This window comes from Sulfitobacter pacificus (assembly GCF_030159975.1).
GTDB lineage: Bacteria > Pseudomonadota > Alphaproteobacteria > Rhodobacterales > Rhodobacteraceae > Sulfitobacter > Sulfitobacter pacificus.
On sequence record NZ_BSNL01000004.1, the window covers coordinates 1 to 14,967 of the forward strand.

The following is a 14,967-nucleotide window of genomic DNA, read 5'->3' on the forward strand; positions in this document are numbered from 1 at the left end:
TCGGCCATGCCCCCACACTCACGTGGTGGTCGAACCCAATATCTGGAGAAAGAACATGGCTTACGACACCGCTAACACCTACGAGACCATCGAGCTTTTCGGGCTTACGGAAAAAGGCGCACAGCTTCCGATCCCGGAGGATCACATCCTGACCGACCGCATCATCCGCGAAAGCTTCGAGGCTCTCCTCGGTCCGCTGCGTGGGACCGGGCTCGAAGCGGAAATCGAACCGTTGGCCCATGGGCTCGCGACAATCCTGCAGCGCCGCAAGGTAGCGCTTGGCAAGGAGGTTGACCGCACCGCCGACAAGATCGGTGCCCTGGCAAAATCTCACGACGGATCGGAGATCGCCGAGACCGCCATTGAGGAGGCGCAGGCGCGCTTTGTGCAACTGCGCGAGATTGTCAGCGCCATCGAGGTGATGAGCGAGGCAGCGGCGGAATGCTACGAGGTCAAGACGGGCCACGCCTTTATCCCGGCAGCCGGGTCGCGCGCAAGCGTCCGGGCGCAAGAGACCGGGGCGGTCTTCGAAGCGCGGCAACTGCTGGAGCAGCATGACCGTGAAACCGCCGAGAAGTCAAAAGTCGAGGGGGTTCCCCTGATCGTCTCGGGCGCCACCGACTGGACTGATGTCGATGTGATCTTCAACACGCTCGACAAGGTTCGCGAACGGATCAAGCAGAACCGCAACCAGGAGATCTTCCTCTGCCACAAGGGTGGCAAGCACGGGGCGGAGATGATTGCGGCTCGGTGGGCCCGGGCACGCGGGATAGCGCAGGCGCGCTTCGATCCGCGCTGGTCCGCGCACGGGCGGGCGGCACCGTTCAAGTGCAACGACGAAATGCTGGACGACAAGTTCGCGGCGACGGGGGTTGTCCTCTTCGGCGGCAACGGGGTCGCGCTGAACCTCGGGCAGAAGGCGGAAGCGAAAGGCCTGACGGTCATGCGGGTTGCGGACCCGGCGAAGAAGGCGTCGCAGGATTGAAGAGAGGGGGTCGCGCTTCGCGCGGCCCTTTCGTCATGTCTCATGGCGCGTGCGGTCGGTCACGCGTGATCGGCAGCTCGCGGCGGCCAGCACCGTTATCGCTCTACCTGGTCCGTCAGAGTGCGGCCCATCCGCATCGGTATGGGCTCGGGATGGTGCGCATCTCACGCACATCGTCAGCAGCGCAAGACGTGTGGGGTCGAGACGTCGCACATGAGGCTGAAGACCTGCACGTCCCTCGGGGCGTGTTTCGGAACATCGCATCCACGCGGGCGGGCTCCGTCCGCACCTCGGCCAGGATCGGCGGGACGAGGACGCGGAGGATGGCGCCGGCGTGATGGCAGGGGTCATTTGGGTTACTCCTTTTTGCTCATAGATGTGGATCGCACGGGGTCGGCCCGTTCGTGCCCTGCGCTGACGCTCCGGCAAGCACAAATACGGCTTCCACGGCGGGCCGCGGACCCTCCGCATTTGCGCTTGCGACTGGGCCTCTTGCCCCCGTGCCGGGTGATCCCCATCGCAACAAGGAGTAACCCAAATGACCAACCACTACGTCGCCACCGTCCCCGTCAAGTTCACCGATACCGATGGCCAGGAGCGCACCCGTTTTCAGCGCGTGGGTGCGATGTTCCGCAACACCCGCAATGGGGATGGCTCAGAGTTCTTCAGCCTCAAGCTCGACTTCCCGGTCGCGGTATCGGAGCTGGTGATGTTCCCGCCGAGCGCAAAGGACCCCCAGGACTGAATCCTCTGACGCGGCTCTGCGGGCTGCTGGGGAAGCGGACACCAAGGCTGCCTGAGACTGAGTGCGACGTAAGTATATAATTGACATCTAGGTATATTATCGTAAGTTGGGGGCAGCCTTGGTGGAAGGTGGCAGGAAATAGGGGGTCTTTCTTCGCATGTCTCGCTCGAAACGTCTCACCAGTGCGCAACGCATGGAGATCGTTCGCGAAGCTGCGGAAGGCGTTTCCACTTCAGTGCTGGCGGAACGGTTTGGCGTGTCGGTGCGGGCGATCCAGTACACGCTCAAAGCCGATGCCGAGCGCCAGACGGATACCGCAATTCCGGTCTCAGCGATCAGTGTGAAGGTCACGGCTGCGGAGCTTGCGGCGTTCGACGAGGTGCTGGCCGAGGCCGGGATCGAGAGCCGTGCCGAGGGGTTGCGGCGGCTCATTCAGGCGGCGGGTGGGGTGTTTGTCCCGGACGCGCAGATGGCGGCCGAGATGGCGCGTTACCGCGCCTCTCTGCACGAGGTCGGCAATGGGGTCGCGCAAATCGCCAAGCAGATGACGCGGGCCAACCGGATGGGGCAGGGGGCCGTGGGGGGCACGAGTGCCGAGTTCACCGAATTGCGCCTCGCCCAGATGCGTGGGCTGGCGCGGTTCATTCTGGATTCTGCTGACGAGATCGATCTGCTTCTGCGCCGCCGTCGTGACACGATGCAGCTCGAGGCTACGGCCGCTTTGAGGGAGTTTGCCCATGCGGCTGAATGATGCTGTCCATGCCGTCACGGGCGAGGTCTTCCGGGATGGCTGGAGCCGCGTCCGGGGCTCGATGCAGGGGTTGCATGTGGCCAAGCAGACCCAGCTTGTGCGCGCGGCAGCAGGGCACCGGCCAGCAGTCTTCAAGGCGATCCGGGGCGGGGGCACGCATACCAAATCGCAGCTCGCAAACCAGCTCGATTACCTCACCACCAAGTCCACGCATATCGTCGACTCGAGCGGGTTCTTGGATGGCAAGGCGAAGCTCGAGGCGGGTGACATCAAGGACCTGACCGAGCGCTTTGCCAAGCGGTGGGATGCGGGCTTCAAGCCCAAGCTCGGACAGACCACCCACATGCTCATGTCCTTCCCCATCGGCACGCGCGGCGAGGATGTGCGCGATATCGCGGCGGATGTGGCTGAGCGGTTCTTCCAGACCGATGAGGGGCATTTCGACTACATCATCGCGGTGCATGAGGACCGCGATCACCCGCATGCGCATCTGGTGCTGAACCGCCGCTCGCAGGAAGGCGAGTTCTTCTTCCTCGGCCGCAATCATCGCTTCAACTATGACGACTTCCGCCTCGCCATGGTCGAGGAGGCCGAGAAATACGGCGTGCGCTTGGAGGCCACACGGCGGGTGGAGCGCGGCGTCGTGCATTACCCAGCCCGCACCAGCGAGGTTTATGCGGCGAAAGAAGAGGGCCGCGCGCCCCGCGAGCGGGAACGCGTTGGGCAGGACCTCACGCGGACGCTGGCGGAGATCGCCAATACCAGAACCGTCTACCATTCGCTTGCCGCGGAGGCTTCGCGTGAAGCCCGCGAGGATATTGCCGCGGCACTCTTCCGCGCGGGCGAGGTGCTGGCGCATGGCGGACAGGTGGACCGAACAGGAGATGTGTATATGGCCGAGGATCAAAGCTTCGAGGATCTGAGAAGCCTCTATGCGGAAAAGCTCGCGCGGGTGCAGGGTATGATCGCTGAGAAGTCCGATGCGGAACGTCCCGTGCTGGAAAAACGCCTTATCGAGATCCAGACGCAGGTCCAGCACATGCAGCCGCTCGGATTGCGTTCGAGCACGTTGTCCGAGGCGCCGTCGGAAGGTGGGGTCTACTCAGAGGCGAACATACAGGAGGACCAATTGGAGCGCCTCACTGAGCCGCGCCTCCGGTCGCGGATCGACGCAGCCCTGCGCGGAACCGGGGTCAGCACATCGGAAGTGGTGGCCCGAATCGAGACGGGCGCCTCCAATGCAGCGCTCGAGCATCAGTGGATCGCCGATGATCTCTCCAAGGTGGCCGAGGCGCGCGATCTGAACCTCGAACGCCGCGCCGATCTGGAACAGGCGCGCGACATTCTCAACGATGTGCACGTTGAACTCGGCACGCTTCTGGAACGGGAAAACGTGCTGCGCCGGGATGGCGTCGTGGAAGCGGAACCGGTCAGCGAGTGGTTCCATTATCAGGATGACGCAGTGCGGGCGATGGAAGGGACAATCCGTCAGGAGATGCGCGCCGAGGGTCTGACAGCACAGCAGATCGAGGACCGGGATTGGGAGGTGGTCTCAAAGGCAGAGCGCCGGATCGAGGCGGAGCAGCGCGCGTATCTCGAGGCCCATCCGGACCTGCTCGCCCGTCCGGACGATGTGATCGACCGGTCTGAACCCTACAGGGAGACCATCACCGATGTAGCCCGCGCCAGTGCGATCACCCGCGAAGTCGACCGCATCATGGAGGGACGCGACCTCCGTACGCCCGTTGCGGATGCTGTCGCAGATGACTTCAGAGAGCGCTATCCGGACATGCCGACCCACCTCGCCCGTGGGCTCGGCGCGACCTATGCGGCCGTCGTCGAGATACGCGACACGGAGGCCATCAATCAGGTCCGCCGCGAAACCGAGATGCGCGATGGGCTTGGGTCTGGAACGCGCGACGCATTCCTCGCAGCCCGCGGTGAAACTGCGCTGCAGTTTGACCGTGCCGACCGCCTTGCAGACGAGATTACGCGTGTTCTGGAGCATGAGCGGGCGGGGGAGTTGTCCGCGCCCTTCGAGACCGAGGCGGAGCGGGACGCATTTCGCGACGAGATCGCGCGGGTGCTGGACGTGCGCCAAATCGACCGGCTCACATCTGGCGATGCCGATGCGCTGGACAAGGTTCTCGAGGACCGCCTCGACCGGCTCTATGTCGCCAAGGTCTATCTGCAATCCGATGCTGCGACGGCCAACACGGAGGCCTTGCGCCAGGTGGTCGATGATCTTGCCGACACCGAATACGAAAAACACCGCGCGACAGTCGTGGATGGAGAGACCGAGCGGGGACAAATCCATTGAGCGCCTCCATGGGAAAAGCGCGGATCGCCACGGGCGTCTTGCTTGTGACGCTGGTGACCGGGGCCATGGGCTATACCATCGCCTCGGCGGTACTGACCTACCAGGATCTCGGCTTCGGGGCTGAGATCGACTTTGCCTACATCGCGCAGAACTATCTGGCGATCCTCGATCGCCGCCCCGATGATGCCCAACTTATTCACCTGATCATCGGCAGCTTCGCCGCCGCCGGCCTGATGCTGAGCCTCGCTCTCTCAGGGTCCGCCCTCACACGCTTTGGCCAGACCCATTGGCAGACCGCGCGCGAGATGAAGGCCAATGGGTTCTTCGGGGCGCCCGGCACCGGGTTCATCCTCGGCAAGCTGGGGCCGCCGGGCTCCCGCACGAAATACATCTGCTCGAAGGTTTTCCCCCACGCGCTGATCGTGGCCCCCACCGGGCGCGGCAAGACCACGGGTTTCGTCATTCCGAACCTGCTGACCTGGCAGGGCTCCGCCGTCACGCTCGATGTGAAGGGCGAATGCTTTGAGGCCACGGCCCGGCACCGCACTGCCCAGGGCGACAAGGTCTATCGTTTTGCCCCCACCGATTGGGAGGGCAAGCGCACACATCGCTACAACCCGCTCCTGCGCATCTATCAACTGAAAGACCCCGCGCGCCAGCAGATGGAATTGCAGCTCCTGGCGACGCTCTTCCTGCAGAGCGACAACGACCGAGTGCAGGGCCTCCTCAAGGGCGGGATCGATCTCTTCGTGGCGGCAGGCCTGCTGGCCTTCCAGCGCAAGCGCCCCACCTTGGGCGAAATCTACCGCATCGCCGCCTCGGGTGGGAACAAGCAGAAGGAGTATTTCGCACGCGGCCATGAGGTCGACAACCGGGCCGCCAAGCTGATCTTCACGCGGCTGGCCTCGACCAACAACGACACGCTGACCTCCTATGTCTCGCTCCTGATGACCTCGGGGCTCGATCAATGGCAGAACCCGGCCATCGATGAGGCGACGGCGGTGTCAGACTTTGATTTCCGGACGATCCGCAAGAAGCCCTTTTCGGTCTATCTCGTGGTCCAGCCCTTGATGGTGAAGCCGCTCGCGCCGCTGATCCGCCTCTTCTTCTCCGATCTCCTCTCTGCCATGCAGGAAAAGGATCCCGGGCCAGACGAGCCTTGGCCGGTGATGATCATGCTCGACGAGTTCAATCGCCTCGGCAAGATGCCCATCGTGGTCGAGAGCATCGAGACCCTGCGGACCTATCGCGGCCATTTGGCCGTGGTCACCCAAACCATCCCCGCCCTCGATGAAATCTACGGCGAGAACACCCGCCGCGCCCTGCAGGGGAATGCGGGCGTGAAGCTCTACCTGACGCCCTCCGATGAAAAGACCGTCGAGGAGCTGAGCAAGGCTGTCGGCAAGACCACCAAGACTGTCGTCACGCGCTCCCAGTCCATCGGCAAGAACCCCTTTGAGGGACGCAGCCAATCCACACGGACCGAAGAGAGCTCTCTGCTCCCTGAAGACGAAGCGCGCCGCCTGCCGCTCGACGAGATCGTCATGGTCATCGATGCGCAAATGCCTGTCCGTGCTAAACGGATCCAGTATTTTAACGATCGGCTGTTTAAGGCGATTCACGATGCGCAATCAGGCGAATTGCCGTTTCCGGAACTGGGGGGAGGGGGACTGCAAGGCACGCTGCCGCTGAGCATGCGCGCGATGCCGATGACACCGCCGCCGGACGGGCCCAGTGGATCTGAAGCCGATGTGGTGGCCGGACGCCAGGCTGCTGGTGGCAATTCTTCAGGGCAAACCGATGTCGCCAAAAAGAAGACAGCACCTGTAGTTCAAGCTGTCGTCGCAAAGGAACAGCGGCAGATGGAGATGGAGTTTGGGGGCCACGTCGCGGATGCGGAGGCTGCGAGCGCCGCGGGTGAGGCGCAAATGCGCTCTGCAGTCGATGGCTTGGACGACATGGAAGCGATGTTGCGAGAGGGGGATGGCGAAAAGCTGGTTGCTCGATAGGGTGGCGAGGATGGTATGTCTGTAGGGCAGGCGGTAAAGTGTGAATTCGCTGCAAGTGCGAAAGCAAGCGCACCTTTGCAGCAAAGAAGACCCTTAGAAAACTTGGGCGCTTCGATCTCAGCTCGTTGGCCAGCTGCGCAGGAGCAAAACAATAAGTGACATGGCTATCGTCTGAAAGGCTCAGACAACTTATCGAATGCGTCTTCTTCGATCTCATCTGCGTGATGAACAGGTTCTTTGCGCGGAAGATGTAGCAGCGTCATCTCTTGTTCGTACCGTTTTGAAGTAATGCACATCTCCACCACTGGTTCATCAAACCACACACCTGCGGGTTGGCTAATTCCATCGGCTGTCTCTTGTCGAAAGTCTTGAGTTACAGCGGATGCAGAAGCCGGGAGCTCGTACATGGTGTTTCGTGTCTTGATGAAGTGGCCGGTCTTCAACGCTGCCTTACTGGTCTTTGCCCAATGTGCATATCCCTCATTTGAAACAACAAGCAGGGCCCGAGTCTCCGTGTATTCAAGCCACCGAAGTGTCGCAGCAGTGAGAGAAACGCCATATCTTTTTGCGATTGTGCTCAAATCGTCGAAACTCGGGACCGTCTTTGCTGAAATCTGCCTGCGAAAATCATGAAGCGGCATCAATAGATTAGCCGCGAATTCATCTGCTTCTTGCTCAATGTCTACGCCTTCGCGACGCAAGACACTGCTCTCGTCGCACCAGATTCCCCCATCGAAACTTTCGTCCTCATCGATCAGCTTTCTATGGAGAACGTAGTGACCAAATTCATGACCAAGGGTATAGGCCTTGCGTCCGTCAGATTGGCCAGTATGGGATACAATCGTCCATTGGCGCGGTTTGCTCTCGCCGTAGACAAGCGCGCCCATACAGCCTGGGATGTCCAACTCCAAAACCTCACGGATTGGCGACTCTGGCGCGGTGTGAGACGAGAACTCTAGTGCAAGGTTTGCGATGTCGACTGGCCCACGATCAAATCTGTCACTTCCAAGCACCTGGTCCAACATCAGAGTGATTTGGTTGGATTGTTTTATTGCCTGAGACAGCTTTTTTTGCGGCACAATCATTCTTTCTTTGCTGTCAGTGTTTTCGCGATGGCACGCAACTGAATACGCGTCTGCTCAGGCATCTCAGAATATTCTCTAAAGAAGGCCACGTCCTCAGCTTCGGCCTTTGTCTGTTCATCGGCACCGAACAGGTAGTCAACGGTCACGCCAAGCGCCTTTGCGATGGCTGATAGCTTTTCTGCTGATGGTCGCGGTGGGTTCTTGTTTTCGAGTTCCCAAATGTAGCTCTTGGAGGACTCTGTCGCAGCAGCTAACTGGTCCAATGTCATTTTCTTTTCTGTGCGCAATTCTTTGATTCTCGAACCAAATTTGGCTTTGGGGGGCATGGCTCATCCACTCAAAAGGTCTTGTTCGGTGTAGGCGAACCGTAGCACCCTTGACTCTGGATCGCAAGATTGTATATGTTCGGAGTAGCGATATTCGGTATAAATCTATCGTGAATAAACCTAGGGAGGACAACATGAAAATCCGCAGCTCAACTGCCCTTGAATCCGACATGGAGAAGAAAATTGAATATGATGAACCCGCCGCTTGGCATCGACCCCTTTAACGATCCAGTAGATCGTCTTCTTGCTGAGATTGCTTTCAGCATCCAACTTCCACCAAGCCTGCATCAAAAGGCAGTCGACCGCTACGAAGCGGTACGCAATCACCTTGAATCGACGTCCAGCGTCTTCAAGGACCAAATCGAACACTTCTACCCACAAGGTTCGATGTCCATCGACGCCACGATTTCGACCAAAGGCACTGATGACGAATACGACCTCGACATCGTTGCACAGTTAGGTGGTCGATTTCGTTTCATGTCGCCCTTGCAGATCTTGATAGAGTTGGAAGAGGCTCTCAAAGGATATCGAGGACTGAAAGTCGTCCGCCAGACGCGCTGCGTCACGCTGTACTATCAAGATGGCATGCATTTGGACATTTCGCCGTCGATCCGAGAGATAGGCACCTGCGACCGCCAAAGCCATATTTGTCATGCAAAGGGCCCAGTGGCTTCAATTGACGACCACATGGTGCCTATGAACGCTTACGGCTTTGCAGATCACTACCGCGATCGAACACCCATTGAGCAGCGCGTCGTGGACAGCTTTGCCAAGCGTTGGGAAGTATTGAACAAGAGCAACTATCGTGCTGACGCGGATGTCGACGATGTCCCAGAACCAACTGAGTTCGTCGTCAAGAATACCGCTACCCTGGCACTTCAACTCCACAAGCGATTTCGCAACATTCAGTTTGCGGACTATGAAGGACGCGTCGCGCCCTCGATCTTATTGTCGTTCTACGCCGCAGCGGCGGCACGACCGAATACGTCATTGACAGATATGGTCATCCGCCAAGCAAGTTTCATGATCGTTGAGATCGAAAACGCATCCCTTTATGGGCAACTAATCAAAGTGAACAATCCCTGCCATGAGTTGGATGTCTTCACAGATCGCTGGCCCGAGAGCGTCAGTCAGCAAGATGACTATGCCAAAAAACTCAAAGAGTTGGTTGCTGGATTGGAGCAGCTAAAGCGCGGTCAGATGTCGCCTCCGCACATGATGGAATGGATGCGAAGTCAATTTGGGGATCAGGTCGTAACACGCGCCGCCGATGCTATCGCCGATGAGATCGGGTACTCGATCAAAAGCAGTTCTCAGCAATACACACGCACCGGCAAGCTCATCATTCCTGCTGCGGCCACTAGCGCGGCGGTTGTGAGATCTTCAAAAGTAATTGCTTCTGGGCGTGATCATACCTTCTTCGGAAAGAAGATCTGATGGAGCCGCGCCCGATCCTCATCAAGGACCAGATTGCCGCCATGAAGGTAACCTGGCCCTCACTCAAACCACGTCAGCAGTGCTTTGAAAGTGTCCGATGGGTCGGGCAACTTCGCCCACAGTTTCAGCGGTATAAAGTTAGTATCGAATATTGCCTTTTTGACGTACCGAATGTCAGAGTTCTTACTCCTGAGTTGATCCGTCTTCCCGATAATGAAGAGGGACAACTTCCACATGTTTACCCACCTGCCAGCGATCCAACCCTGTGTCTCTACGACCCAAGAACCGATGAGTGGGATGGCTCAATGTTGATCTCACAAACCATCGTGCTTTGGACCTTGGACTGGCTTAGTTGCTACGAACTTTGGCTGATGACGGGGCGTTGGACTGGCGGAGGTCGACACCCAACACCCCCCTCAGAAGGAATTGATCTGGAGGAAGCCCAATGAACCAAATCAAACCGCGCCGCTCAGACGGTACCATTCAACAAAGGCGCATTAAACAGCCATGGCCGCAAGATCGTCTATTCAAGATACTGTCCATCGATGGAGGTGGTATCCGCGGGGTTTTTCCAGCCGCGTACCTTGCAGAACTTGAAAATCGGTTCCTGTCAGGCAGTTCTATCGCGAGCCACTTCGATATGGTTGCAGGCACATCGACAGGCGGGATCATTGCGCTTGCCTTAGCCAAGGGACTGACTGCACAGAATGCACTTCGCATATATCTCGACAAAGGTGAGGAAATCTTTCCACCCTTGATCGGCACCGACAGACTGATCCGCCTGGTCAAATCCGTCAGCAAACCAAAGCATGACCAAGAAATACTGCGTTCTGCGCTCAGCGAGGAATTTGGTGACGAGTTATTTGGCGCAGCGCAGATCCGATGTGTCATACCCTGCTTTGAAGGGCTGCACGGAGAGCCGTTTATCTACAAAACACCGCATCACCCTGATTACACATTGGATCAGCACAAGCGAATGGTAGAAATCGCACTGCATACCAGCGCAGCACCTACAGTGTTTCCCGCGGTTCAAAATGACGGCTATATCATGGTCGATGGTGGTCTCTTTGCAAACAATCCGATCATGAATGCCTTAGTTGATGCAGTTGCTTGCTTTGACGTTCCTTTCGAAAACATACGCATCTTGTCCATTGGAACTGGTGAGGAGACATTTTCCCTGAGTGAGCGTGCGCAGAACGGTGGGCTCAAAGACTGGGCCATTGCGCTTCCATTTCTCGCTGCATTCAGAGCGCAGTCCAAGAACGCACTTGGGCAAGCTTATTTGCTAGCTGGAAAGGAAAACGTTGTCCGCATTGATGTGCCCGAAAGCGCTCAGCAGATCGGGCTGGATGATGTCACCCGTGCTACACAAGAGCTGCCCTTAACGGCCCGCGCTCTCGTCGAAGGATCTGGGCACTATGTGAAAAGTGTTTTCCTAGCTTAGTGATGGCACCCAGAGAACGCTGCTTCACTTCGAAGATACTTCTATTTGGGCTTCTGTCGCACGACCGTCATGACACGTGAATATGGCTTGATCCACTTGGCTTTGTCAGGGCTGAGCCAAGTGATTAGTTCCATGATTTGGCTGTATTCTTTGGTGATGTTGCGATGCAATATCGGCTCATGATGAAACACACGATTGCGGAATTCGCGGACAGCATCACATCTTCTGTAGAGGGCATCATAGGTGACAGCCGCCGGTAGATCAGGGAAGGCAACATGAAGATCTGGCCAAAACACAGGTTCGTGGCGAGGAAGAAGCATATTGACCCAAAAGCCAAAATTGAGTTCGGCTGTCATACCACCTGATGTGACAGCGCCTTGGGTTTTCAGCTTGTCGCGGGCTGTTTTGACAATCCTCGTACCGTTTTTCCTGATCTGGGCCAAAAAAACGGGATCGTCCCACCAAGTTTGCCCATAGAGGGCTACCATCTTCGCGGAGACGATGTTGCGCAGACAAACTTCAGATGCACCAAGCACCGGGAAAAAGGCTTCACTGACTTGAATGTTCCACCCATAGAGTGTCAGTGCTCGGCTTTGGTCGTGTCCGGCTGCCTTCAGGTATTTTGTTAGCCGTTCTTGCGAAATAATATTTGAAACCAATGCCTTACCGCTCCGTACGGTCCTTTTGAGATCTAGACCGTTTTTCTTGACATCTTGGCGTTTTTCGCCATATAAAGTGGCAATCGAAGACAAAGTTAGGTCTTCAACCTCTTAGATGCCCGCGACAGCCGTAAAAGGTCCTCGCGGGTTTTCGCTTTTCATAAACATATGCTTATAGATGCTGCCTGCGAAAGACGACCATATTCCGTAGGAATATCATGAAGTAAGACTGAATCTTAGTTGAACCTAACTTGCAGCGAATGTCTCCTATGCCGAGTTGCAATGCGACATCGAGACTGTAGAACGAACGGCAGCTCTGGTCCGATTGTGTTGAAAAACTCCAATTTTCGCGAAAAAGGATGTAAAACTTGTCCATAGAAGGCCCTCCCAAAAATTCATCGAGGGGGTCGGCCTGACGCCAGCTTTGGCAATGTCCGAGGCTCTCAGAGGCACCATTGGGTGCTCAGTCTAAAGTTGGCCGTCGCCACGGATTCTGGCAGAAAAATGCACGGGTTAGATTTTCGAGTTTTTCAACACAATCGGCCGCTACCGTTTCCCCAGACGACCCAACCTTGAAAGCTGCGCGAGCATTCGAGCGCCTGTTCCGGTTGTGTCGCCGGACGGGGCGGCGGTTGGCCCGCCCGCAGTATTGGGTCGGCTTGGCAACGCTTGCACACCAAAGAATTGACGCGCGCGCAGAGCTGCGTATTCGGCCCCGGTGGCGCCTCCGATGGCGTAGCGGTTGTAGACCTGTTGGCTGCCTGCAAGCCCTCGGGCAAAGGCATAGCTTCCTCCGAAGCCGGCTGAGAGTGCTGGCATCATGATGTTTCCCGAAATCGCCCGAACCAGGAAGGGCGTTGCTATGATGAAGCCCTTTGCCATGAGCACCATCATGAAGAAGGGAATGAGCGCGCCGATATTCGAGGCGCCCTCCGGGTCGCCCAACTCAGCAAGAAGCGCACGCGAGACACCCGTGATGGTTGCGAACACGCCGGCCACGACGATAGGGTACATCGCAAAGGAAATCAGCGCCGAAAGCCAACGCGCGAAGTAATCCTTGGTCACTTCAAAGAGGGTCAGGAAGATCATGATCGGTGCAATCCCGATCAGTAGAGCGATCATGAGCCTTGACGCAACGACGATGAACGCCGCCAAGCCGCCGAGGATCGAAAGCAGCAAAACCCCGAGGGTGTCCAGCAGGGCACCGGCCATCCAGTTCAGTTCAGATCCCGCGGCATTCAGATAGTCTCCGAGCGCTGCAATCAGGTCGTCGAACTCCTCGGCAAAGGTGCCGGATGGGCCCGGTGATCCGCCACCGACAGAGGCCACAAGCGATCCGGCAATGCTGTCGATCCCGCTCAGGATCGCCGCAGCAAGGATGTTGAACTGTACCCAGTTGGTTGCAAATGCGCCTATCAGTCCGATTTTCACAGCGAGCCAGAAGGCCGTGCGCCCGTCCATGGCGCGATACTGGTAGATCGTGTTGATGAAAACCAGAATGACGACGAGTGTGGTGCCGAGGACGAGCATCGTTCCGACTGTTGCGGCGACCGCGCCAAATTGCGTTTCGGCAGCGGCATTGAGATAGCCTTCAGCCGTTTCCACGAAGTAGGTGACGACACTCATGGAACCCTACCAGTTTCCAGCATCTTCGCAGATTGGCATGGCTTCGCGCCGAAGATCATTTGCCTGCCGTCGGTATTCTGACGTCGCTTCCACGATGTCCCAGTATTCAGTTGCGGCGAAATGCTCGACGAAGACGCCTTCAGCTGCCTCCCAAGACGGATATCGCGTCGAACATCCACAGCTTTGGGCTTCAACGATGCGTTGCATGCTCTGCGCCCGATAGATCTGTTGGATCAGGAGCCGTTTGTGGGACTCGCGTACATCGATGTCTTGCATCCACTGTGGCTCTGGAGGCTGGTCGGGACAGACATCCGGATGGTTTTCGAGGGTTGGGATCAGGTTCCGTTCAGCAACGCCAGCGGTCCCGCCGAAAACGACGAGAAAGCCTGCCGTCGCAACGACCCGCATCATTCTGAAGCCACCTTCGTCGCCAAAGATTCTCGCTTCAAGAACGTGGTGTAGCCGTAGTCACCGGCTTCAGCTGTAATGACTTCCCACCCCTCCGCGCCGCGCTCATTCAAGGCGCTTCGCATCGCGTCGTAGTCCTTTTGCTTCTTCACCTGGAAAAACAGGATGTCATATTCAAAAGTCTTCATTGGGAAGCTCCAATCTCGGTTGTGCCAGGGAGGTAGAATTCGGTGATGCCGCGTTTGCCGTCGTGGCGACCGGCCTGGATGATTACATCGATGGAGTTCTCGATGTACTGGATCATGTCGGCATAGGTCATCGGGATCTCAGTCTTGAGTGCCGCGATCGCTAAACGCTGCACGGCAAGTTGCGGGGTTTCGGCGTGCAGGGTGGTCATGGAACCGCCATGGCCGGTATTGATCGCCTCGAGGAAAGTCATCGCCTCCTTGCCGCGCACCTCGCCGAGGATGATCCGGTCCGGGCGCATCCGCAACGTTGCGGTGAGCAGCACATCGGCGGTCTGGAATTCCGCGTCGCGATTGGCGATGAGCGTCACGGCATTGGGCTGGGTCGGCAGAAGCTCGGCGGCTTCTTCGATGGTGATGATGCGTTCTTCGGCAGGCACATGAGAGAGGATCTTGCGCGCGGCGACGGTCTTGCCGGTGGACGTACCCCCGGAAACTATCATGTTGAGCTTGTTGTCGACGCAGAAGGCCAGCGCATCGTCGATGACGCCTGCAGCCACGACCTCTCGAAGTTCGCGGGTTTTCTCGAGGCGGAGTTCTTCTAGCTTGCGTTCCTTGCCATAGAGGAAATCCAGCGCGATCCCATCGAGCGGCAGGCTCGAGAAGAACCGCAGGCTGATCGACATGGCAGAGAGCACGGCGGGCGGGGTGATGACCTGCGCACGGATCGGGCGGCCCTTGTAGGTGATCGAGACCGAGACGATAGGGCGATCCTTGCTCATGGTGGTATTGGCGGAAGAGGCGATCTGGTTGCCCAGGTCTTTGACTTCTGTTGCGGTCAGCGCCTGGTCCAGCTTTCGCATGAAGTGATCGCCCTGGAATTCTCCCCAGCAGCTGCCGTCGGGGTTGATGCAGATCTCGATGACATCGTCGCGTGCGGCGGCGTCGATCCGGTCGAGAGAGGTCTGGAGATAGCTCAGCGACATG

General features: G+C 57.9%; 15 protein-coding genes. 8 read left to right on the forward strand and 7 right to left on the reverse strand.

Annotation, left to right across the window (positions count from 1 at the left end; translation table 11 throughout):
- Positions 1-55 precede the first annotated feature (55 nt).
- From QQL78_RS18470 to QQL78_RS18490, 5 genes are all read left to right on the forward strand, one after another.
- Positions 56-985, forward strand: a complete 930-nt coding sequence (locus QQL78_RS18470) for a DUF2493 domain-containing protein (protein ID WP_284376051.1) — start codon at positions 56-58, stop codon at positions 983-985.
- Positions 986-1,523: 538 nt separating this feature from the next.
- Entirely contained in the window at positions 1,524-1,730 is a 207-nt protein-coding gene (locus QQL78_RS18475; RefSeq protein WP_007120662.1) for a hypothetical protein, read from the forward strand.
- A 157-nt stretch (positions 1,731-1,887) separates the two neighbouring features.
- Positions 1,888-2,481, forward strand: a complete 594-nt coding sequence (locus tag QQL78_RS18480) for a helix-turn-helix domain-containing protein (protein WP_284375925.1) — start codon at positions 1,888-1,890, stop codon at positions 2,479-2,481.
- Positions 2,468-4,801: a relaxase/mobilization nuclease domain-containing protein gene (locus QQL78_RS18485; RefSeq protein WP_284375926.1), complete on the forward strand. Its 2,334-nt coding sequence runs from the start codon at positions 2,468-2,470 to the stop codon at positions 4,799-4,801. Before QQL78_RS18480 ends, QQL78_RS18485 begins: the two co-directional genes overlap by 14 nt.
- A gap of 8 nt (positions 4,802-4,809) precedes the next feature.
- The gene (locus tag QQL78_RS18490; RefSeq protein ID WP_284376052.1) at positions 4,810-6,810 is read left to right on the forward strand and encodes a type IV secretory system conjugative DNA transfer family protein; all 2,001 of its coding nucleotides are present in this window, start codon (positions 4,810-4,812) and stop codon (positions 6,808-6,810) included.
- Between the two features lie 164 nt (positions 6,811-6,974).
- Here QQL78_RS18490 and QQL78_RS18495 read toward each other — a convergent pair whose 3' ends face one another.
- Both QQL78_RS18495 and QQL78_RS18500 read right to left on the reverse strand, forming a co-directional pair.
- Complete coding sequence (locus QQL78_RS18495) at positions 6,975-7,895, reverse strand: ImmA/IrrE family metallo-endopeptidase (RefSeq protein WP_284375928.1); 921 nt, start codon at positions 7,893-7,895, stop codon at positions 6,975-6,977.
- Positions 7,892-8,221 (reverse strand): helix-turn-helix domain-containing protein, encoded by a 330-nt coding sequence (locus QQL78_RS18500; RefSeq protein ID WP_284375930.1) that lies wholly within the window; start codon positions 8,219-8,221, stop codon positions 7,892-7,894. The genes QQL78_RS18495 and QQL78_RS18500 overlap by 4 nt, the downstream gene beginning before the upstream one ends.
- A 189-nt stretch (positions 8,222-8,410) precedes the next feature.
- Here QQL78_RS18500 and QQL78_RS18505 point away from each other — a divergent pair, with 189 nt between their 5' ends.
- The 3 genes from QQL78_RS18505 to QQL78_RS18515 are packed head-to-tail and all read left to right on the forward strand — an operon-like array spanning position 8,411 to position 11,102.
- Positions 8,411-9,658, forward strand: coding sequence for a nucleotidyltransferase domain-containing protein (locus QQL78_RS18505; RefSeq protein WP_284376053.1), 1,248 nt, complete (start codon positions 8,411-8,413; stop codon positions 9,656-9,658).
- Positions 9,658-10,107, forward strand: coding sequence for a type II CBASS E2 protein (locus tag QQL78_RS18510; RefSeq protein ID WP_284375932.1), 450 nt, complete (start codon positions 9,658-9,660; stop codon positions 10,105-10,107). The genes QQL78_RS18505 and QQL78_RS18510 overlap by 1 nt, the downstream gene beginning before the upstream one ends.
- Positions 10,104-11,102 carry a CBASS cGAMP-activated phospholipase gene (locus QQL78_RS18515; RefSeq protein WP_284375935.1) on the forward strand — a complete coding sequence of 333 codons (999 nt, stop codon included), beginning with the start codon at positions 10,104-10,106 and terminating at the stop codon, positions 11,100-11,102. The genes QQL78_RS18510 and QQL78_RS18515 overlap by 4 nt, the downstream gene beginning before the upstream one ends.
- A gap of 41 nt (positions 11,103-11,143) precedes the next feature.
- On the opposite strand, the gene QQL78_RS18520 is transcribed toward QQL78_RS18515, so the two are convergent.
- The 5 genes from QQL78_RS18520 to QQL78_RS18540 all read right to left on the reverse strand — a co-directional run bounded on the left by QQL78_RS18520 (position 11,144) and on the right by QQL78_RS18540 (position 14,966).
- Positions 11,144-11,854, reverse strand: coding sequence for a hypothetical protein (locus QQL78_RS18520; protein ID WP_284375936.1), 711 nt, complete (start codon positions 11,852-11,854; stop codon positions 11,144-11,146).
- Positions 11,855-12,307: 453 nt separating this feature from the next.
- Positions 12,308-13,387, reverse strand: a complete 1,080-nt coding sequence (locus tag QQL78_RS18525; RefSeq protein WP_284375937.1) for a TrbL/VirB6 family protein — start codon at positions 13,385-13,387, stop codon at positions 12,308-12,310.
- 6 nt (positions 13,388-13,393) lie between these two features.
- Positions 13,394-13,798: a hypothetical protein gene (locus tag QQL78_RS18530; protein WP_284375939.1), complete on the reverse strand. Its 405-nt coding sequence runs from the start codon at positions 13,796-13,798 to the stop codon at positions 13,394-13,396.
- Positions 13,795-13,983, reverse strand: a complete 189-nt coding sequence (locus QQL78_RS18535) for a hypothetical protein (protein WP_095589381.1) — start codon at positions 13,981-13,983, stop codon at positions 13,795-13,797. Before QQL78_RS18535 ends, QQL78_RS18530 begins: the two co-directional genes overlap by 4 nt.
- Positions 13,980-14,966 (reverse strand): ATPase, T2SS/T4P/T4SS family, encoded by a 987-nt coding sequence (locus QQL78_RS18540; protein ID WP_284375945.1) that lies wholly within the window; start codon positions 14,964-14,966, stop codon positions 13,980-13,982. The genes QQL78_RS18535 and QQL78_RS18540 overlap by 4 nt, the downstream gene beginning before the upstream one ends.
- Between the last annotated feature and the right edge of the window lies 1 nt (position 14,967).

What these genes read in the sequence shown, in the direction of transcription:
- QQL78_RS18470 (WP_284376051.1), top strand. Translation starts at nt 56, where the DNA reads ATGGCTTACGACACCGCTAACACCTACGAGACCATCGAGCTTTTCGGG.
- QQL78_RS18475 (WP_007120662.1), top strand. Translation starts at nt 1,524, where the DNA reads ATGACCAACCACTACGTCGCCACCGTCCCCGTCAAGTTCACCGATACC.
- QQL78_RS18480 (WP_284375925.1), top strand. Translation starts at nt 1,888, where the DNA reads ATGTCTCGCTCGAAACGTCTCACCAGTGCGCAACGCATGGAGATCGTT.
- QQL78_RS18485 (WP_284375926.1), top strand. Translation starts at nt 2,468, where the DNA reads ATGCGGCTGAATGATGCTGTCCATGCCGTCACGGGCGAGGTCTTCCGG.
- QQL78_RS18490 (WP_284376052.1), top strand. Translation starts at nt 4,810, where the DNA reads ATGGGAAAAGCGCGGATCGCCACGGGCGTCTTGCTTGTGACGCTGGTG.
- QQL78_RS18495 (WP_284375928.1), bottom strand. Translation starts at nt 7,895, where the DNA reads ATGATTGTGCCGCAAAAAAAGCTGTCTCAGGCAATAAAACAATCCAAC.
- QQL78_RS18500 (WP_284375930.1), bottom strand. Translation starts at nt 8,221, where the DNA reads ATGCCCCCCAAAGCCAAATTTGGTTCGAGAATCAAAGAATTGCGCACA.
- QQL78_RS18505 (WP_284376053.1), top strand. Translation starts at nt 8,411, where the DNA reads ATGATGAACCCGCCGCTTGGCATCGACCCCTTTAACGATCCAGTAGAT.
- QQL78_RS18510 (WP_284375932.1), top strand. Translation starts at nt 9,658, where the DNA reads ATGGAGCCGCGCCCGATCCTCATCAAGGACCAGATTGCCGCCATGAAG.
- QQL78_RS18515 (WP_284375935.1), top strand. Translation starts at nt 10,104, where the DNA reads ATGAACCAAATCAAACCGCGCCGCTCAGACGGTACCATTCAACAAAGG.
- QQL78_RS18525 (WP_284375937.1), bottom strand. Translation starts at nt 13,387, where the DNA reads ATGAGTGTCGTCACCTACTTCGTGGAAACGGCTGAAGGCTATCTCAAT.
- QQL78_RS18530 (WP_284375939.1), bottom strand. Translation starts at nt 13,798, where the DNA reads ATGATGCGGGTCGTTGCGACGGCAGGCTTTCTCGTCGTTTTCGGCGGG.
- QQL78_RS18535 (WP_095589381.1), bottom strand. Translation starts at nt 13,983, where the DNA reads ATGAAGACTTTTGAATATGACATCCTGTTTTTCCAGGTGAAGAAGCAA.
- QQL78_RS18540 (WP_284375945.1), bottom strand. Translation starts at nt 14,966, where the DNA reads ATGTCGCTGAGCTATCTCCAGACCTCTCTCGACCGGATCGACGCCGCC.